20 protein-coding genes are annotated in these 17,537 nt (G+C 64.0%); 9 read left to right on the top strand and 11 right to left on the bottom strand.

Annotated elements, in window-relative coordinates:
* Nucleotides 1-45: 45 nt before the first annotated feature.
* The 3 genes from DOM41_RS08830 to DOM41_RS08820 all read right to left on the bottom strand — a co-directional run bounded on the left by DOM41_RS08830 (nt 46) and on the right by DOM41_RS08820 (nt 3,248).
* The gene (locus tag DOM41_RS08830; RefSeq protein WP_110686448.1) at nt 46-870 is read right to left on the bottom strand and encodes a carbohydrate ABC transporter permease; all 825 of its coding nucleotides are present in this window, start codon (nt 868-870) and stop codon (nt 46-48) included.
* The gene (locus DOM41_RS08825; RefSeq protein ID WP_245391799.1) at nt 867-1,712 is read right to left on the bottom strand and encodes a carbohydrate ABC transporter permease; all 846 of its coding nucleotides are present in this window, start codon (nt 1,710-1,712) and stop codon (nt 867-869) included. Before DOM41_RS08825 ends, DOM41_RS08830 begins: the two co-directional genes overlap by 4 nt.
* 231 nt (nt 1,713-1,943) lie before the next feature.
* A complete protein-coding gene (locus DOM41_RS08820; RefSeq protein WP_110686446.1) occupies nt 1,944-3,248 on the bottom strand; it encodes an ABC transporter substrate-binding protein in 1,305 nt (434 codons plus the stop codon).
* Nucleotides 3,249-3,791: 543 nt separating this feature from the next.
* Here DOM41_RS08820 and DOM41_RS08815 point away from each other — a divergent pair.
* Entirely contained in the window at nt 3,792-4,781 is a 990-nt protein-coding gene (locus DOM41_RS08815; protein WP_110686445.1) for a LacI family DNA-binding transcriptional regulator, read from the top strand.
* Nucleotides 4,782-4,786: 5 nt separating this feature from the next.
* Here DOM41_RS08815 and DOM41_RS08810 read toward each other — a convergent pair whose 3' ends face one another.
* From DOM41_RS08810 to DOM41_RS08800, 3 genes are all read right to left on the bottom strand, one after another.
* Nucleotides 4,787-6,178 (bottom strand): ATP-binding protein, encoded by a 1,392-nt coding sequence (locus DOM41_RS08810; protein WP_245391784.1) that lies wholly within the window; start codon nt 6,176-6,178, stop codon nt 4,787-4,789.
* Nucleotides 6,175-6,846: a response regulator gene (locus DOM41_RS08805; protein WP_110686444.1), complete on the bottom strand. Its 672-nt coding sequence runs from the start codon at nt 6,844-6,846 to the stop codon at nt 6,175-6,177. Before DOM41_RS08805 ends, DOM41_RS08810 begins: the two co-directional genes overlap by 4 nt.
* A gap of 102 nt (nt 6,847-6,948) precedes the next feature.
* Nucleotides 6,949-7,332, bottom strand: coding sequence for a PepSY domain-containing protein (locus tag DOM41_RS08800; protein ID WP_110686443.1), 384 nt, complete (start codon nt 7,330-7,332; stop codon nt 6,949-6,951).
* 214 nt (nt 7,333-7,546) lie between these two features.
* Here DOM41_RS08800 and DOM41_RS08795 point away from each other — a divergent pair, with 214 nt between their 5' ends.
* Both DOM41_RS08795 and DOM41_RS08790 read left to right on the top strand, forming a co-directional pair.
* A complete protein-coding gene (locus DOM41_RS08795) occupies nt 7,547-8,008 on the top strand; it encodes a hypothetical protein (protein ID WP_110686442.1) in 462 nt (153 codons plus the stop codon).
* Between the two features lie 105 nt (nt 8,009-8,113).
* Nucleotides 8,114-8,455 (top strand): hypothetical protein, encoded by a 342-nt coding sequence (locus DOM41_RS08790; RefSeq protein ID WP_110686441.1) that lies wholly within the window; start codon nt 8,114-8,116, stop codon nt 8,453-8,455.
* Between the two features lie 27 nt (nt 8,456-8,482).
* Here DOM41_RS08790 and DOM41_RS08785 read toward each other — a convergent pair whose 3' ends face one another.
* On the bottom strand, nt 8,483-8,968 hold the full coding sequence (locus DOM41_RS08785; protein ID WP_110686440.1) for a GNAT family N-acetyltransferase: 486 nt from the start codon (nt 8,966-8,968) through the stop codon (nt 8,483-8,485).
* Between the two features lie 107 nt (nt 8,969-9,075).
* On the opposite strand from DOM41_RS08785, the gene DOM41_RS08780 reads away from it, so the two are divergent.
* Entirely contained in the window at nt 9,076-9,555 is a 480-nt protein-coding gene (locus DOM41_RS08780; RefSeq protein WP_110686439.1) for a GNAT family N-acetyltransferase, read from the top strand.
* Here the strand turns inward: DOM41_RS08780 and DOM41_RS08775 are convergent.
* The gene (locus tag DOM41_RS08775) at nt 9,542-9,883 is read right to left on the bottom strand and encodes a zinc ribbon domain-containing protein YjdM (protein WP_110686438.1); all 342 of its coding nucleotides are present in this window, start codon (nt 9,881-9,883) and stop codon (nt 9,542-9,544) included. The genes DOM41_RS08780 and DOM41_RS08775 overlap by 14 nt on opposite strands.
* A gap of 82 nt (nt 9,884-9,965) precedes the next feature.
* Nucleotides 9,966-10,721: a UTRA domain-containing protein gene (locus DOM41_RS08770; RefSeq protein WP_110686437.1), complete on the bottom strand. Its 756-nt coding sequence runs from the start codon at nt 10,719-10,721 to the stop codon at nt 9,966-9,968.
* Between the two features lie 236 nt (nt 10,722-10,957).
* On the opposite strand from DOM41_RS08770, the gene DOM41_RS08765 reads away from it, so the two are divergent.
* The 5 genes from DOM41_RS08765 (at nt 10,958) to DOM41_RS08745 (ending at nt 15,653) form a co-directional block, all read left to right on the top strand.
* Nucleotides 10,958-12,040, top strand: a complete 1,083-nt coding sequence (locus tag DOM41_RS08765) for an ABC transporter substrate-binding protein (protein ID WP_245391783.1) — start codon at nt 10,958-10,960, stop codon at nt 12,038-12,040.
* Nucleotides 12,041-12,120: 80 nt separating this feature from the next.
* Nucleotides 12,121-12,942, top strand: coding sequence for an alkaline phosphatase family protein (locus DOM41_RS08760; RefSeq protein WP_110686436.1), 822 nt, complete (start codon nt 12,121-12,123; stop codon nt 12,940-12,942).
* Nucleotides 12,939-13,781: an ABC transporter permease gene (locus DOM41_RS08755; RefSeq protein WP_110686435.1), complete on the top strand. Its 843-nt coding sequence runs from the start codon at nt 12,939-12,941 to the stop codon at nt 13,779-13,781. Before DOM41_RS08760 ends, DOM41_RS08755 begins: the two co-directional genes overlap by 4 nt.
* A complete protein-coding gene (locus DOM41_RS08750; RefSeq protein WP_110686434.1) occupies nt 13,765-14,589 on the top strand; it encodes an ABC transporter permease in 825 nt (274 codons plus the stop codon). Before DOM41_RS08755 ends, DOM41_RS08750 begins: the two co-directional genes overlap by 17 nt.
* Nucleotides 14,586-15,653 carry an ABC transporter ATP-binding protein gene (locus tag DOM41_RS08745; RefSeq protein WP_110686433.1) on the top strand — a complete coding sequence of 356 codons (1,068 nt, stop codon included), beginning with the start codon at nt 14,586-14,588 and terminating at the stop codon, nt 15,651-15,653. The genes DOM41_RS08750 and DOM41_RS08745 overlap by 4 nt, the downstream gene beginning before the upstream one ends.
* A 220-nt stretch (nt 15,654-15,873) precedes the next feature.
* On the opposite strand, the gene DOM41_RS08740 is transcribed toward DOM41_RS08745, so the two are convergent.
* Together DOM41_RS08740 and DOM41_RS08735 are read right to left on the bottom strand one after the other, a co-directional pair.
* On the bottom strand, nt 15,874-16,701 hold the full coding sequence (locus DOM41_RS08740) for an ion transporter (protein ID WP_245391782.1): 828 nt from the start codon (nt 16,699-16,701) through the stop codon (nt 15,874-15,876).
* A gap of 73 nt (nt 16,702-16,774) precedes the next feature.
* Complete coding sequence (locus tag DOM41_RS08735) at nt 16,775-17,488, bottom strand: DUF3581 family protein (protein ID WP_110686432.1); 714 nt, start codon at nt 17,486-17,488, stop codon at nt 16,775-16,777.
* Nucleotides 17,489-17,537 lie beyond the last annotated feature (49 nt).

Raw genomic sequence — 17,537 nt, 5'->3', positions numbered from 1 at the left:
CTCAAAAACCCTCTGATAGAAATTCTCGACCCGCGCAACCGCCGGTCATTTGACGGCCCCGAACGTCAGCCCACGAACCATCTGGCGCTGAGTGAACCACCCAAGCACGATGATCGGTGCGATCGCCAGCACGGAGGCGGCCGACATCTTGGCCCAGAAGAGCCCTTCGGCACTCTTGAAGGAGGCGATGTAGACGGCGAGGGTCGCCGCCCGATGGTCGCTCATGGTGATACTCCAGAACGACTCGTTCCACGCCAGAATCAGCGCCAGCAGGCCGGTAGACGCAAGGCCAGGCAGCGCCAGCGGTAGCACCACCTTGAACAGCGTCTGCAGAATGCTGGCGCCATCGATGTCGGCGGCCTCGACGATGTCCTTGGGGATGTCGCGAAAGTAGGAGTAAACCATCCAGATGATGATCGGCAGGTTCATGGCGGTGAACAGCAGCGTCAGCCCCAGCGGATGATCGAGCAGGCCGACCGTCTTGTAGACCAGAAACATCGGGATCAGCACGCCCACTGCCGGGATGAACTTGGTCGAGACCATCCACACCAGCAGGAAATCGGTTCGCTTGTTGGGATAGAACGCCATCGCATAGGCCGCCGGTACCGCCAGCGCCAGACCGACCAGCGTCGAGGCAACAGCGGTCAGCGCCGAGTTCCAGGCGTAATGCCAGTAGCCGTTGCCCTGGGCGAGCGCGGTCCGGAAGCTCTCGAGCGTTGGCGTGAACCAGAAGGTCGGATCGACACTGAACGCCTGCTGCTCGGTCTTGAATGCCGTCAACAGCAGCCAGAGGATCGGGAAGAAAATCAGCAGCGCGACGCCCCAGGCGAGCACGCCGAAGGCGAAGTTGGAGAATCGGCTCGAAGTCATCGTGCAGCTCCCGCGTTCAGGTTTCCGGCGATGAACCGGATCAGCATGATGGCGAAAATGTTGGCGAGGATGACGGCACCGATCGCCGCTGCCGAGGCGATGCCGATGTCGGACTGCTGGAACACCGTCTGGAAGATGTAGTACGGCAGATTGGTGGTCGCCGTGCCGGGGCCGCCACTGGTCGTGGTGTAGATCTCGGCAAAGGAGGTCAGAAAGAAGATGCTCTCAAGCATCACCACCACATAGAGCACCTGGCCCAGGTGCGGAATCACGATATGGCGGAACTCCTGCAGGGCGCTGGCGCCGTCGAGCCGCGCGGCCTCCAGCTGATCTTCCGGCAGCGACTGCAGCCCGGTCAGCAGCACCAGTAGCGCGAACGGCGTCCACTCCCAGGTGATAGTGATGATCACCGAGACCATCGGGTACTGATCGAGCCACACGATGGGCTCGAGTCCGAACTGTCGTGCGATCCAGGCGAACAGCCCGAAGACCGGATGGAGCAGCATGTTTTTCCAGATCAGCCCGGTCACCACCGGCATGACGAAAAACGGGGCCACCGCCAGCGTGCGGGCGATACCGCGACCCATGAAGGTGCGGTTGAAGAGCAGCGCCAAGAGCATGCCGAGCGACACGGTGATGGCAAGACTCGCGACCACGATGATCAGCGTATTGCCCAGCGAATCCCAGAAGACGGGATCGCTCAGAAGAATGGCGTAGTTACCGAATCCGGCGAAGCCGTCGTACATCGGCATCATCAGGTTGTACTGCTGAAACGAGTAATAGATGGTCATCAGCAGCGGGATGAGCATCCAGATCAGCAGAAAGATCACGGCAGGCGCCATCAACAGGCGCGTGGTGCGCGCGAACGATCGCGCGCCGGGAGCCTCGGCAGCCGTCGTCGCCGAAGCAGTGGCAGTAGTGGCTTTCATGGGCGGTTCCCGCGGGTGTCGGCTGCCCTGTTGCAGCCAGAGAGTCCAACCGCTGCGCGGCGCCGTCGACCGGGAATGAAGGTCGACGACGCGCGGGCACCGGTTGCGGGTCGGCGCCGTGATCTCACGGCGCCGGTCGGCGATCTACTCCGGCTTGCCGGTCTGCTGCATCAGCCGCTCGGTGAAGGCCTGGCCCTGGCTCAGGGCATCATCGACGCTCTGCTGCCCGGAGAGCATCGCCGCCATCAGCTGACCCATGCGTGTCCCGATCGCCTGGAACTGCGGGATAGTGACGAACTGCACGCCGGTATAGGGCACTTCCTGCGCGCTGGGGTCGTTGGGGCTCGCGCTGCTGATGGCCTCTTCGACCAGCGGGGCGAAGGGGGCGGCCTCGACGTAAGCGTCACTGTCGTAGGTAGACTGACGCGTCCCCGGGGGCACCGACAGCCAGCCCTTCTCGCTGGCCACGGCTTCGATGTAGTCCTGCGAGGTTGCCCACTCGATGAAGGTGGTGGCGGCTTCCTGATGCCGGGAGGACTGAGGCACGCCCAGCGCCCAGGTGAAGAGCCAGTTCGATCCCTTCTCGGTGGTCTGGTAGGGCGCCTGCGCAAAGCCGGCGCTGTCGGCGACTTTCGAGGTCGCAGGATCGCTGACATAGCTGGCAGCCACGGTGGAATCGACCCACATGCCGCACTGACCGTTGGCGAACAGCGTCTCCGACTCGGTGAACCCGTTGGACGTGGAGCCCGGCGGGCCATAGTTGTCGAGGAGCTCGACATAGGCGTTGGCGGCGTTCTTCCACTCTTCGCTATCGAGCTGCGGATTCCACTCCATGTCGAACCAGCGTCCGCCGAAGCTGTTCACCATGGTGCCGAACAGCGCCATGTTCTGACCCCAGCCTGGCAGGCCGCGCAGGCAGATGCCGTAGACGCCGTCGGCGGGCGAATGGATCGCCTCGGCGTACTCACGCATCTGATCCCAGGTCGGCTTGTCCGCCATCTCGATGCCGGCCTTCTCGAACAGGTCGGTCCGGTAATAGGTCATCGAGGATTCCGCGTAGAACGGCAGCGCGTAGAGCTCGCCATCGACGCTGAGTCCTTCCCGCACCGGTGTTAGCAGGTCATCGACGTCGTAGTCGTCGGGCAGCTCGGTAATCGGCGCGAGCCACTCGTTCTGCGCCCAGATCGGCGTTTCATAGTTGCTGACCGTCACCACGTCGTACTGACCGGCGCCGCTGGCGATATCCGTGGTCACTTTCTGACGCAGCTCGTTCTCCGGCAGCGTCACCCAGTTCACCTGGATGTCGGGGTGCGCGTCATTGAACGCCGACATCATGCTCTGCATGGTCACCATGTCCGGGTTATTGACGGTGGCGACGGTAATTTCGGTGCTCTGCGCCATCGCGGCGGAGCAGGCGCCAAGTCCCACGACCAGTAAGGCTGTTCTCATGCTGGCGTTCCTCTCGTTTCATTCGTTGTTGTGCTCAGACGTCGGGCCGACGCGTTCCGCTGAAACGTCGTGATGAGACCGGCTGCGGCGACGGCCGCCGTGCCCGCGGGCGCCGGCACAGAACGCGCTGGCTGCCCGCCTCGGCTGGACCGTTCGATCGCGGTTTCATCACCTCGGAATCGCCCAGAGACGATGCCACCCATGATGCGGCTCAACTCATCGACATCACCGAAATATCATAGAGACAACGGCCGGTTTATCAAGCCGCAAGTAATTCGCAAAGTTCTTATCAAACAATAGTTTATAAAAAATAAGACCAAGGTATAAAGCGCCAACATAGACTTAGTAATCATCACGATTCATCGATAAAGGGGGTTAAAAATGATTCAGAATGATGCCAAATGATAAGGCGACAAGAGCTTAACGAACGGCGACGCACGCCCCCTGACCCGAGTCATATCGGGTGGCGTGGCGCCGGTGGACATTGCGCGGCCCGGCACATCGTTCACAATCACCGGTCGATCATCGAAGGAGAGAAGGCGGATGGCGCGAACCACGCTCGAGGACGTTGCCAGAGAGGCGGGCGTCAGCAAGATCACGGTGTCGCGGGCGTTCAGTGCACCGGACAAGGTGCGAGCGGACACGCGCGACCAGATCCTGCGTGTGGCGCGCGACCTGGGTTATGCCCCCGCGTCACGACCGGCGCCCGCAAGCCCCGCCAGGACGCGCACGCTCGGCCTGGTCAACCCCAACATGGGCAACCCCTTCTTCGGCCGGCTGACGCGGGAGATAACACTGGCCGCGCGGGAGCACGGTTACACGGTGCTGGCCTTCGACTCCTACGAGTCGGAGACGCTAGAAGCGGAGTCGATCGAGAAACTGATCGAGTTTTCGGTGGATGCGATCGTCCTGTCGGTGATCTCCTCGGACATCGACTATCACCCGTCCTACCTGGATCGGCTCGACCGCGCCGGAATTCCCGTGGTGCTGGTCGATCGCGAACTGAAGGCGCCCCATAGCGGCGGTGTCTACATCGACAATCTGGACTGTGGCTATCGGGCGGGACGCTACATGCTGGAGCGAGGGTTCGAACGGCTGCTGGCGGTCTCGGGACCCGCCGACTCCATGGTGTCGATCGGTCGCATGTCGGGATTGCGCGAGGCCATCGGGAGTCGCGACGTTGCCCTCGACGTGGTCTACAGCGACTTCAGTTTCGATCCTGCCTATCGCGCGCTGCGCGCCTATCTCGAAGACCACGACTGGCCACAGGGCATCGTGGGCGCCAACAACCAGATCACAATGGCCATTCTCAAGCTCTGCCATGAACACGGCATCACGCCCCAGCGCGACGTGCATCTCTTCAGCGTCGACGATATCGAATACAGCGAAGTGTTCGGGCTGCAGATACCCTGCATTCGCCACGACCTCGTGAAGATCGCCCAGCAGGTGCTCGAGCTCGCCCTGGCGACCATCGACTCCCCGGCGCGGCGCGGCTTTCGCTCGGTGGTCAGGGGGGAGCTACGCGGCGACTGAGACGTTCAAGCCGGCGTGTAGGGGGAGACCGGCGAGGCCGGCAGCCAGACATCGGCGGCCAGGCCGCCGATAGCGGCCGTCTCGAGCGAGAGGCGTCCTCCGTAGAGCGCCATCAGATCCTCGACGATGGCGAGCCCGAGTCCCGACCCCGCACCGGCCGCATCCAGCCGCACCCCGCGCGCCAGCGCCGCCTCGCTCTGGGTCGGCGTCATCCCTGGCCCGTCGTCCTCGACGCGAAGCCGCACCCCCGCCTCGACGCGACGCACGACCAGCGTGACGCGACCGTCGGCCCAGCGCAGCGCGTTCTCCAGCAGATTGCCGGTCAGCTCCTGCAGATCCTGCGGGTCGACCCGTGCCGTGGCTCGCGGATCGATCTCCGCGGTAAAGCGAATTCCCCGACGCTCGGCGAGGCGGGTCAACCCCTGAATCACCGGCTCGACCGCCTGATCAATGGCGACCCGACCGGAGAAGGCCACGCCACCGGCGGCGGAGGCGCGTGCCAAGTGGTGGCGCACCGCATCATCGATGCGCGAGAGCTCCACGTTAATGGGGTCGCGTTGCGCCGGCGGAAAGCGCTCGGCCTGTGTCTTGAGTACGCTCACCGGCGTCTTGAGCGCATGGGCCAGGTTGCCGGCGGCCGCACGTCCCCGCTCGATAAGCCGCCGGTCGCGCTCCACTACGCTGTTCATCGCCAGCGCCAGCTCCTTGAGCTCGGCGGGCAGTTCGGTCTCGAGTCGCTCGGCGTCGCCCTCCTCCACCGCCTGTAGATTGGCCGACATCCGCCGCAGCGGCGCCAGCCCCCAGCGCATCTGCAGCGCCATCCCGGCCAATAGCAGTACGGCGAAGGAGGCCAGCGAGAGCGTCAGCAGCCGTTCGAATCGCGCGACCTCGCGATCCAGCTCGCGGGTGGAACCTGCCAGCGAGACACGAATGACCTGAGTGAGGTTGGGCAACCGAACGTCGCGTTCGATCATGCGCAGTGACTGACCACGGGGCCCATCGACTGCGTAGACATTGATACCGTCGTCACTGGAGACCAGCGGTAACCGTTGATCCCAGAGCGAACGCGAGGTCAGCGTCAGATCGTCACCGTCGGTGACCTGCCAGTACCAGCCGGAGTAGGCGCGCTCGAAGCGCGCGTCGCCCAGCGAGCGGTTGAGCTTGAGCTTCTGGGCGGCGTTGTTGATCTGGATCCCCGCGAGCAGGGCATTGAGCTGCGATTCCAGGCGGCTGTCGAAGGAAGCGGTCGCCGACTGACGAAAGGTCCAGGTCAGCCCGGCGCCCGCCAGCGGCAGCAGCACGATGACCAGCATCAGCGCCCCCAGCAGCAGGCGGGCCCCGAGTGGCGCGAGCATGAGACGACGCTTCAGCCGCTTCAATAGACGAGCGTCGCTCAAGCCTGCGCCTCGAGATCCACCAGCCGGTAGCCGAGCCCGCGCAAGGTCTCGATACGAGCACGCCCGAATTTTCGCCGCAGCCGACTGATCTGGACGTCGATGACATTGGAGTCCGGCTCGTGGTCCCGGTTGTAGACGTGCTCGGCAAGCTCGGCGCGACCGACGATGCGCGGGGAGGCGTGCATGAGGTACGAGAGCAGCCGCGACTCCTGCGCCGTCAGCGTGATCGGCCGGCCGGCAAGGGTGACACTGCCGGCGTGGGTGTCGAGGGTGAGCTCGCCCACGCGGATCACCGGGTGCGCGTGGCCGTGGCTGCGGCGAACCAGCGCCCGCAGACGGAACAGCACCTCAGCCGTCTCGAAGGGTTTGACCACGTAGTCATCGGCACCGGCGGAGAAGCCCGCCGCCTTGTCTGACCAGCGTTCACGCGCCGTGAGCACCAGCACCGGCAGGTCGATATCGTCCTCGCGCCACTGCGAAAGCCAGCGCGTGCCATCGCCATCGGGCAGGCCCAGATCGAGTATCACGGCATCGTAGCGCTCGGTTCGCACCAGAAAGTCCGCCTCACTACCGGTGCCCGTCGTCTCGACGAGCAGCCCCGCTTCTTTCAAGGCTTCCATCAGCGCCTGGGCCAGCGCCGTGTCATCTTCGATCAGCAGGATCTTCATCGACCTCTTCCTCTTGTCTACCGCTCGGCGCCGTCTTGGGCTTGGGCAGTGATAGACCGGCGCGAACGGCCGGCCCCGGGTTGCGGCGACGGGTTCCGACGGCTAGGGGCGACGGGGCGTGTCGCCGACCGACGGTTTCCGCATCGCTTCGATGTTCACGCCCTCGACGCTCAGCAGCTTGCCGCTTCGGGCGTCGAATTCGAACGCCACCACCTGCCCCTGCGGCCCGATCATCTCAACCTCGTATTTGAGGCTGCCGTTGTCGTCATTCTGTTCCAGTTCGACCTCGAGGATCTGCCCCTGATAGCGGGCCTCAAGCCAGTCCATGATCTCATTGAGCCCCACGAGATGGCCGGCCTCGACCTGCTGGTGCAGATCCCGCCAGTGCGTACCATCGGCGCGCGCCACCGTCGGCGGACCACAGGCCGCGGCAACTGCCAGACAGACGCCGGCCACAAGGGAGGAGAGGCGAAGGGAACATTTCATGCCGCGAGTCTGGCGCAATCGGGATTAACCGCCAATGAACAGCTCGAGATCATTGAGGCCATCCGTGGGTGCCGAGATGAACCCAAGATGAAGCGCACTGTCAGTTATTGGCAAGGTCGTCGCGCGTATAACGAATGCGACGGCTCGCCGAACAACCCGCAGAGCGCGGAATGATTGTCGGCGAGGCTTGAGTTCATCGGCCAGGAGTCAACGCATGAAATATCGTCTCTGGATGCTTCCCGCGGTCGCCCTGGGCAGCGGTCTGAGTGCCGGCGCCATGGCCAACGACGCCACACTCTCCCAAGGTGACCTGGCGGCGCTGCTCAGTCAGTCGTCTCAGTACGGCTTCAGCCGCTACGAAAAACTGGAAACGGACGCCGACGACGGCGAACTCGAGATCGAAGGCTGGCGGGAGAACGGCTGGGCACTCGATGCAAGCCTGGCGCTCGAGGACGGCGCCCTGATGCGCGAGCGTCAGCGACAATCGACGCTACCGGACTGGAGCCTGACCGGCGATGAACTGACGGTGGCACTCGATACCGCACGCCGCCGCGGACTCGAAAGCATTGATGAGCTGGAGGTCGACAGCGATGGGCACATCGAGATCGAGGGCTACGACGCCAGCGGCGGCGACCTTGATGTCGATCTGCCTCGCGATGCGCTCGCGTCCCACTAACTCGTCACCCACTCGTCACCCACTCGGCACGCGACAGTCGGGCGCCACGAGGGCTAAGCTGGAAGCCATGGCACCGACCGCGCCCACGCTACGGGGAGAACCGCAATGACCCAACATCGTCGCACCGACAACGCCGCCTGGCACGCCGCCGAGCGCTGGCGAGAGCGAGTCAACCAGACCCGCCCCAATCGCGGCTCCGGCGGGCTGCGCCTGGTCCTGACCTGGCTGCTGTTCGGCGCCGTACTGATCATCGGCACCGTGCTGGGACTCTTCTTTCTGGTGGTGGGCTGGGCGATGCTGCCGTTCCTGCGTCACCGCATGAAAAAGCATGCCGAGCAGGTCCGCGCCTCTCAGGCCACCTACGCCGGCGGTAGCGCCGATACGCCTCATTCAGCGGGTGATCAGCGCGTCCTCGACGGAGAATACGAGGTGCGTAACGAGCGCTAAACCTCTCCGGGTGCCGTCGCATCGACGTCAGCGTCGCCTCTCGCGACACATGACAGTCATGGCGTTACCGCGGTACGTCAGCGACTCTGTCCAGCGCCAGCCGAGCCTCGCGTAAAGCGACTGACGATCCGGCGTGAAAAGGTAGCATCGCGCGACGGCTGAGGCCTCGGCCTCTTGCCACACGCGCTCGACGAGCGCAGACGCGATTCCCTGTCCGCGCCACGCGGGCAGCACCAGCACCGAGGCCAGCCACGGCGAGTACGCTGGCCGCACCGGCAGATCCGCCTCCAGCAGGCTGGCCGTTCCCACCACCACGTCACCGTCTCGCCCGGGTGCGGTGGCGACAAACACCGACGGGACACCGCCACTGCCGCAGCTGGCACGTAGATCGTCGGTCCACTGCGCCAGGCTCTCATGGGGATAGAGAGCCCCCCATTCGGCGTACGTCAAACCGGCGAGCGTCTCGACATGGGGGGAATCCGACATCAACCGCGATAAACTCCACGCCGACATGCCCCAGTCTCCCTGGTCGTTGCGGTTACCCTGACAAACACACGAGCCGGATTGTCACCCGTTCTTGACCACGACCCGCCCCGGCCTTCCTCACTGCAGAGCTTCGCATGGCATTTCGTCGCGCCGATCGATCGGACTACCACCGGCTTACCCAGATCTGGGAAGCCGCGACGCGCTCATCGCACGCGTTCCTGGAAACGTACGAGATCGCGGTACTGAAACCCCTGATCGCCAGCGCCTATCTGCCGATGCTCGAACTGGTCGTCCACCTCGACGACGCAGGCACCGTGACCGGCTTTTACGGGGTCGATGGCCATCAACTCGAGATGCTGTTCATTGCCCCTCGCTGTCAGGGGCTGGGCGTGGGTCGCGCCCTGGTGAGCCACGCCATCGCCACGCACGGCATCGAGCGCGTCGACGTCAACGAGCAGAATACGCGCGCCGTCGGATTCTACCGCCACCTGGGGTTCGAGTGCGTCAGCCGCTCCGCGACCGACGGCCAGGGTCGCCCCTTCCCGATCCTGCATCTTCACCGGAAGCGGCACCCGGCGCCGCAGGCCGTCGGTCGGTCAGTCAGGCCTTCTTGACGAACTCGGACTTGAGTTTCATCGGGCCGACGCCTTCGATCTTGCAGTCGATGTCGTGATCACCGTCGACCAGTCGAATGCTCTTCACCTTGGTGCCGACCTTCACGACCTGAGACGTCCCCTTGATCTTGAGGTCCTTGATCACCGTGACGCTATCGCCGTCGACGAGGGGCGTACCATTGGCGTCAGTCACGGTATTGACTTCTTCCTCGACGGGAGCCGCCGCCTCGGACGACCACTCGTGGGCGCATTCCGGGCAGATGAAGAGGCTCATGTCCTGATAGGTGAATTCACCGCCGCACTGCGGGCAGGGAGGAAGCTGGCTCATGCGATCGTCCTGTCGTGGGGAAAGCCGCGCAGTCTAACCGGCGCGGCACTCACGGCCCAGTGACATTTCGGCGCTGTTGGCGTCACGGGGGCTCGGGCACCGCCCGCAGCCTGAGTTCGATGGCGTCGTGGCGCCAGTACTCGTCGTCGCAGTCGACGACGCGTCCGTGCTGGTCACGATTGATCCGCGTGATGCGCTGGGCGGGAGCGCCCGGTGCGACGCGCAGGGCTTCGCCTGCGGGCCCACCGAAGACGGTGGAGCCAAGTTCGAACGTTACTTCGACAATCCGGATGGCGTATTCGTGGCGATAGAGTGCGGTCAGTGACTGCGCTTCAAGATCGAAGTCGAGAATGCCCGGAAAGCAGTCGGGGCGCAGATGATGCTCGACATAGACCACCCGTCGTCCATCCACCGAGCGGACCCTGACGATACGGATGACCGGCGCCCCGTTGGCAAGGCCAAGCCGACCGGCGATATTGGCGGGTGCCGCGACCCTGGCGGCAGAGCGCACCTCGGTGGCAACACGCCGCTGCTGCGACGTCACCATCTCGGGAAAGGGAATCCCTGCCAGCAGGTCGTAGCGCAGCCTGGGTGGGGCAACGAACCAGCCACGACGACTTTCACGATAGATCAGACCTTCGTTCTCGAGCTGACCCAGCGTCGCCCGCAGGGTGATTCGTGTGGTCGCCAGTGAGCGCATCAGCTCACGTTCCGCGGGAAGCTTCGACACGCCGCCGGCACGCAGCTCTCCGATTCGCTCGATCAGGGCTTGCCGTAGCCCGGCGACCCGCGACGGCGGGGCCGCCTCCGTCGATTCGAAGTCACTCGTCGACACCATCCCGGCCTCCTCGGGTCTCGATCAGACATCCGGAAACGCTAACGGTCGGGCGTGTCGCTCGCGTGACACCCTTGCCGGCGCGAAGACCTTGCGCCGAGGGCAGCGCGACCGTCATCGACGCGCCATCTGGCTGACACGGGAGCGTCACAGGTTGGCGATAGCCTCGTTGGCGGTCCACTGGACTAGACCAGCTCGCTATCGAGCTCAACGTCATCCTCTTGTCAGGAGCGCTCGTCGTGAAATCGCCTCGCCATCCTCTCTGTTTGCTCTCCACGGCCACGCTACTCGGCCTCTATCTCGTTGCCGGTCATGCCTCGGCCGACAGCGCCGCTCCACAGTCGCTCATCGATGCCGCGCAACAAGAGGGACAGGTCGACAGCGTCGGCATGCCCGATAGCTGGGCCAACTGGAAAGACACCTGGGCGGACCTGCAGGCGCAATACGGTCTCGAACACAGGGATACCGACATGAGCTCGGCCGAGGAGATCGCCAAGTTCAAGGCCGAGGGCGAGAACGCCAGCGCGGATATCGGCGATGTCGGCATCGCGTTCGGTCCGATCGCCGTTCAACAGGGCGTCACGCAGCCCTACAAGCCTACGACCTGGGATCAAATCCCCGATTGGGCAAAAGATGACGATGGGCACTGGATGCTCGCTTACACCGGCACCATCGCCATGATGATCAACACGGATCTCGTCGCCGAGGACGAGCGTCCCCACGCCTTCTCGGACCTGCTCGAGGGCGACTACAACGTGGCGGTCGGGCCGGTGGGCCAAGGCGCACAGAACAATAGCGCTGTACTGGCCGCGGCTTTCGCCCGGGGCGGAGACGAGAGTGATCTGCAGCCAGGGCTCGAGCTCTTCGGTGAACTCGCCGAGCAGGGACGTCTCTCACTGGCCGACCCCAACATCGCGGCGTTCGAGAAGGGAGAGATCGAAGTGGGACTCTTGTGGGACTTCAACGCCCTGAACTATCGCGACCAGATCGACCGTGACCGTTTCGAGGTGGTCATCCCGTCGGATGCCTCGGTCGTCTCTGGCTACTCGACGATCATCAACAAGCACGCCAAGCACCCCAACGCTGCCAAGCTGGCACGTGAGTACATTCTCTCCGACGAGGGGCAGGCGAACCTCGCCAAGGGCTATGCGCGCCCCATCCGCGCGGAGTACCTGACATTCGACGACAGCGTCGCTGCCAAGCTGCTGCCGGACAGCGAATACGCCAATGCTCGCCCCATCGAGGATTTTCAGGCGTGGGAAGCGAGCGCCCATCGCCTGCCGCAGCTATGGCAGTCCGAAGTGCTGATGCACCAGCGTTAGCCAACGCGCCCCACGCTAAATCTCTCGTCTCTCGTTTCTCGCTAGATGCCGCCCCGGCCGGGGCGGCAGGAGTCACTATCATGTCCGAACGCGTCATCCTGGTCGTGCTCGACGGTCTAAATCACGACGTGGGTCAGCACGCCATGGGTTACCTGCACGCGCTGTGCGAGGCCGGCCGGGCGACCTACCACGCTCTCGACTGTGAGTTGCCGGCCATGTCCCGCCCGCTTTACGAGTGCCTGCTCACCGGCGACCGCCCGGTCGACTCCGGCGTCGTCAACAACGACGTCGTGCGCCGCTCCACCGGAACGAGCCTTTTCGATCTGGCGGTGGCTCAAGGCCGGCGCACCGCAGCCGCCGCCTACCACTGGGTCAGCGAACTCTACGTCGAAGCGCCCTTCGATCGCACCCGACACCGCTTTCGCCACGACACCGACGCCGCGATTCAAGCCGGACTGTTCTACTGGCGAGACCACTATCCCGACGATCATCTCTTCAGCGATGCGGAGATGCTGAGGCAGCTCCACGCGCCCGACTTTCTGTTGGTTCACAGCATGAACATCGACGACGTCGGCCACCGCGACGGGGCGGACTCGCCGGCGTATCGCAATGCCGCACGTCGGGCCGACATCGCTCTGGCCGACTATCTGCCGCTGTGGATGGCTGAGGGTTATCAGATTCTGGTCACCGCAGACCACGGCATGAACGCCGATCGCTCCCACTCGGGCACGCTGGCCGAAGAGCGCCGGGTGCCACTCTGGACCCTTGGCGGAGCGTTCACGAATCAGCGCGTGACCGGACTGTCACAGACCGAGCTCTGCGGCACGCTGGCGACATTGATGGGCCTGTCCCACGATAAAGCCGTGGCTAGCGCCCTGCTCGCCCCGGAGCGAGCCTCGTGAGACGACGTTTCCGTCCGCCGCTCGCACTCTGGTGGCTACTCCCCTTCGCTCTGGTGTTCGGGGCGTTTCAACTCGCCCCGCTCGGTTACGTGGCGCTTGGCGCGTTTCGCGTCGATGGTGGCTGGGGGCTCGATCACTTTCGCGAGATAGCGACGTCGGCGTTCTACCGCCAGGCAATCCTCAGAAGCCTGGAGATCGCCCTGGTCTCGAGCCTCCTCGGCATTGTTATCGCCGCGTTTGCCTGTTACGGACTCACCCGCACCGGCGGCCGGGTGCGACGCGTGCTGATCGCCTTCACCAACATGACGAGCAATTTCGCCGGTGTACCGCTGGCATTTGCCTTCATCATTCTGCTAGGTGCCAACGGCACCCTCACCCTGGCGCTCGAACGTCTTGGGCTGGTCGACACCTTCAACCTCTACTCCCGCACCGGACTGATGATCATCTACACCTGGTTTCAGGTCCCGCTGGGCATTCTGCTGTTGCTACCCGCCTTCGCCGGGCTGCGCCGGGAGTGGCGCGAGGCCGCGAGTCTGCTGGGTGCCGGCAGGTTCGACTACTGGCGGCATATCGGCCTACCCGCCCTTTGGCCCAGTCTGGTCGGCACCCTTTCCATTCTGCTCGCCAATGCCATCGGCACCTATGCCACGGTCTTCGCCCTGGTCGGCAACAACTACAACCTGCTGACAATCCGTATCGCCAACCTGGTGTCGGGGGATCTCTTCCTGCAACCGGATCTCGCGAGCGCCCTATCGCTCATCACCGTGGCACTGCTGACACTGATGACCCTGATCCAGCAGCGCCTGATGCGCGGGAGGCCCCATGCCGGCAAGCGCTAACAACCAAGCCCCGCGTGCCCTGCCGCTGCACTGGTGGGTTCTGGTACCCATCTTCACGTCGCTGGCCCTACCGCTGGCCGCGACGCTGCTGTACGCCATCTCCACCCGTTGGGGGGCGACGCTACTGCCGGATGGCCTGACGCTCGAGTGGCTTCAGCGGCTCTGGCAGACACCACGATTTCTCGCGGCGTTCGGCCGTTCGCTGATCGTCGTCGCGGGTGCCCTGCTGCTGTCACTGGTGCTGATTCTGCCGGTGGCCTTTCTCGCGCACACCCGCTTTGCCTGGCTCGAGCGCGGGATGAACACCCTGGTCCTGATGCCTTTCGCGGTGCCGCCGGTGGTCACCTCGGTGGGGCTACTTCAGCTTTACGCGGGGGGACCTCTGCCCCTGGTGGGCACGCCATGGATTCTGATCTTCACCTACGTCTCGATCGCCCTGCCCTTCGTCTATCGAACGCTGATCAACAGTCTGCGGGGCATCGAAGCGACAGAGCTGATGGAAGCTGCACAGCTGCTCGGTGCCAGCCCCTTCGTCGCGTTCCTGCGCGTGGTGCTACCCAATCTGCGCCTGGGGATTCGTATCGCGGTGTTTCTGTCACTGTCGTTTCTCATCGGCGAGTTCGTGTTCGCCAATCTGCTGGTCGGCACGCGCTTCGAGACGCTTCAGATCTATCTATTCAACGTCCGGCGCGAAAGCGGCCACTTCACCAGCGCGCTCGTGATCACCCTGTTCACCTTCATACTGATCCTCACCTGGCTGGGTAACGGCAAGAGCGAGATCACCGACTCAAAGGAGCGTTCACTATGACGTCTTCCTCGCCCGCTTCGCCCACCGCCGACGCCTCGACGTCGCCCTATCTTCGACTCCGCGGCGTACACAAGTCCTATGGCGATACCCCCGTGCTTCAGTCGATCGACGCCGACATTGCTCGCGGCGAGTTCGTGACCCTGCTGGGCCCTTCCGGCTGCGGCAAGTCGACCCTGTTGCGGGCGATTGCCGGGCTGACCCCCATGGATGCCGGCGATATCGAGGTGGCGGGCGAAACGATCACTCATCTGCCGCCCCAGCGGCGGGACATCGGCATGGTCTTTCAGCACTACGCGCTGTTCCCCAACATGAGCGTGGCCGATAACGTTGCCTTCGGATTGAAAATGCGTCGGGTGGACGCTGCCGAGCGGCGAGAGCGTGTCGAGCAGGCCCTCGCGCTGGTCGAGCTCGACACGCATGCGCTGAAGTCCCCGCATCAGCTCTCCGGCGGCCAGCGTCAGCGCGTGGCGCTGGCGCGAGCGCTGATCACCCGCCCCCGCATTCTGTTGATGGATGAGCCGCTCTCCGCACTCGATGCCAAGATCCGCCAGCATCTTCGCGAGCAGCTCAGGGAGATTCAGCGCCAGCTTCAACTGACGACCCTGTTCGTCACCCACGATCAGGAAGAAGCCATGATGCTCTCCGATCGAATCTTCCTCATGGGCGAGGGGCACATCCTGCAGCACGGCGACGCCGAATCGCTCTACACCCGGCCCAATAGTGAGGCGGTCGTCAATTTCGTCGGCGCCTACAATCGCTTCGATGCCGAGCAGGCGTCACGCTTGCTGGGGCGAGACATTGAAGGCCAATGTTTTGCCCTGCGCCCCGAGGCGCTCTACCTGGTGAGTGAAAAGAGCGCCCCGGCGCTCCCGGCCAACCCGGGCCCGGGGTGTCGAGGCACGATCGCCGCACGTCAGCTATTGGGCAGCATCGTGCGCTATCGCATCGAGTGTGAGGGACTGAGCATGAATGTGGACACGCTCAACCGCGGCGTTCGGTCTCTGATGACCCGCGGAAGCGACGTCGTGGTCCATGCCGATATCGATGAGGCACGCCTGCTATAGGCGACAGGCAGCGCGGGATAGCGGCAAGTGAAGCGCAAAAAAAACCCGCGCAATAGGGGGTGCGCGGGTGAGGCGGGGTGTTGCCTAGGAGATGCATCGACGATTCGAACAGCGGCTGGCGGTCTACATCGACACACATTACAACCGGCGCGGCAGCGTCGACCGCCGCGCTATGGATTTATATTAGCGCCCTTATATTTTTCTTGCAATGCGGTTTCGCTCAATCCCGTGACTCGGGGGGCCGGTCATCGTCACCGTAGCCTTCCCGCTCGCGCCGTTCACGGCGGTAATCCTGGAGCTCCTGGCGCAGGGCATCGATCTCCAGTCGAAGGTCGCCTACCTGATCGATCATGTGGCGCATCATGCGCCGATTGGCCTTGTGCTGACGGGAGTCCGACTCGCTTTGGTCCTCGACGAACAGCGAGCTGACATAGGCGGCAAAGCTACCGAAAAGCCCGACACCGCAGACCATGAGCAGCACGGCGACGACCCGGCCCAGCGTGGTAATCGGATAGTAATCGCCGTAGCCCACCGTCGTCACCGTGACGATCGCCCACCACAGCGCTTCCTCTGCCGTGTCGATAGGACTGTCCGGGTTCGGTGTCTCGACCATCAGCACGGTGAGTGCCCCGAAGATCACCAGCAGCACGGTCGCCGTAGCCGCCGAGGCGAGAACCCCCTCGGCACGATTGCGGAACAGTAGCTGCCAGATCAGCTCGAGAGAGCGCAGCGCCCGCAGCACGCGCAGCACCTGGACCACGCGAGCGAGTCGGGCAGCCTGGAACCAGCCGGCGGGAATGCAGGCAAGAAGATCGAGCCAGCCCCAGCGCATGTAGCGCCATTTGCTCGGCGCACGGTAGAAACGCTGGCAGAAATCGCCGAAGAAAACCGCACAGACCACATAGTCCATGTAGCCGAGCAGACGGGTGATCTCCGGGGGGAGCTGAAAGAACGTATCGGCGACCAGTGCGCCGAGGACGTAGAAGGAGAGCGCGAGGACGAAGAATTGAAACGGGGTGACCGACTCTTTCATCCGCAGTGCGTTCATGGGCGATCCGCCGGGTGGAGATCCTTACCGCCCCCGTCACCACCGAAGCGGCAACGCCGCGCTCGAGTACCGTTTACGCCGAGCAGGGGCTGGTGGACTGAAGCTTGACGAAACTGGTGACGAAATCGTCCATCTTCTCAGCGTCGTAGGGCTGCAGACCGCTGATGACCAGCTTCTTGGAACCGATGCCGACCGCCTTGCCGTGGCAGTACATTTCGAACTCCAGGTGCGCCTCTCCCCGTTTACCACTCACCCCGAGCGTTGCGCCCGCGAAGGTCAGATCCAGATCGCAGGGATCGTGATCCTCGAGGCTGAAGCCCATGCTGTCATAGATCACCAGCGGGCGCTGCGGGTTGAACATGACGCCCTTCTCCTCCAGCAGCGGCTTGAGGTAGTGCGGGAAGTTACGCCCCGAGAAGGCCACGTAGCGGCGCGTGAAGGTCTCAACGGTGGCGGGATCACGGATGGTCCAGCCTTCGCGGCGCACGCTCAGGTAGCGCTTGCCGGCCTGATCGACCACCTCGACGGTGCCGTCGGCGTCCTCGACGAAACCGAGGCTTACGCTGTCACCGACCATACCGCAGAAATGAAACGTCATCCGCTGGGATAGGCCATAGCGCGAGAGCACCAGCGCGAACAACAGATCCCCCGGCACGCAGAACCGCCGCGCGCAGGGATCATGAATCGGGTTGAAGTCCCCCGCGATCTCTCTCGCGAAGCGACTGGCCTGCTCGGCCGTGATGCAAACCCGATCCGCATCGGTAGAATGAAACTCGTCCAGAAACATAGATAGTCGATCGACACGTCGCGTGGCTGGTACTGGAACCCAAGAAGCG

The organism is Salinicola aestuarinus (assembly GCF_003206645.1).
Classification (GTDB): Bacteria; Pseudomonadota; Gammaproteobacteria; order Pseudomonadales; family Halomonadaceae; genus Salinicola; species Salinicola aestuarinus.
The sequence above is the reverse complement of the archived record's forward strand: the minus strand, read 5'-3'. Positions and strand labels throughout refer to the sequence as shown.

Coding starts and splice junctions, on each gene's coding strand:
- DOM41_RS08830 (WP_110686448.1), bottom strand. CDS start 870: ATGACTTCGAGCCGATTCTCCAACTTCGCCTTCGGCGTGCTCGCCTGG.
- DOM41_RS08825 (WP_245391799.1), bottom strand. CDS start 1,712: ATGGCGCCTGCCGTGATCTTTCTGCTGATCTGGATGCTCATCCCGCTG.
- DOM41_RS08820 (WP_110686446.1), bottom strand. CDS start 3,248: ATGAGAACAGCCTTACTGGTCGTGGGACTTGGCGCCTGCTCCGCCGCG.
- DOM41_RS08815 (WP_110686445.1), top strand. CDS start 3,792: ATGGCGCGAACCACGCTCGAGGACGTTGCCAGAGAGGCGGGCGTCAGC.
- DOM41_RS08805 (WP_110686444.1), bottom strand. CDS start 6,846: ATGAAGATCCTGCTGATCGAAGATGACACGGCGCTGGCCCAGGCGCTG.
- DOM41_RS08800 (WP_110686443.1), bottom strand. CDS start 7,332: ATGAAATGTTCCCTTCGCCTCTCCTCCCTTGTGGCCGGCGTCTGTCTG.
- DOM41_RS08795 (WP_110686442.1), top strand. CDS start 7,547: ATGAAATATCGTCTCTGGATGCTTCCCGCGGTCGCCCTGGGCAGCGGT.
- DOM41_RS08790 (WP_110686441.1), top strand. CDS start 8,114: ATGACCCAACATCGTCGCACCGACAACGCCGCCTGGCACGCCGCCGAG.
- DOM41_RS08785 (WP_110686440.1), bottom strand. CDS start 8,968: ATGTCGGCGTGGAGTTTATCGCGGTTGATGTCGGATTCCCCCCATGTC.
- DOM41_RS08780 (WP_110686439.1), top strand. CDS start 9,076: ATGGCATTTCGTCGCGCCGATCGATCGGACTACCACCGGCTTACCCAG.
- DOM41_RS08775 (WP_110686438.1), bottom strand. CDS start 9,883: ATGAGCCAGCTTCCTCCCTGCCCGCAGTGCGGCGGTGAATTCACCTAT.
- DOM41_RS08770 (WP_110686437.1), bottom strand. CDS start 10,721: ATGGTGTCGACGAGTGACTTCGAATCGACGGAGGCGGCCCCGCCGTCG.
- DOM41_RS08760 (WP_110686436.1), top strand. CDS start 12,121: ATGTCCGAACGCGTCATCCTGGTCGTGCTCGACGGTCTAAATCACGAC.
- DOM41_RS08750 (WP_110686434.1), top strand. CDS start 13,765: ATGCCGGCAAGCGCTAACAACCAAGCCCCGCGTGCCCTGCCGCTGCAC.
- DOM41_RS08745 (WP_110686433.1), top strand. CDS start 14,586: ATGACGTCTTCCTCGCCCGCTTCGCCCACCGCCGACGCCTCGACGTCG.
- DOM41_RS08740 (WP_245391782.1), bottom strand. CDS start 16,701: ATGAACGCACTGCGGATGAAAGAGTCGGTCACCCCGTTTCAATTCTTC.
- DOM41_RS08735 (WP_110686432.1), bottom strand. CDS start 17,488: ATGTTTCTGGACGAGTTTCATTCTACCGATGCGGATCGGGTTTGCATC.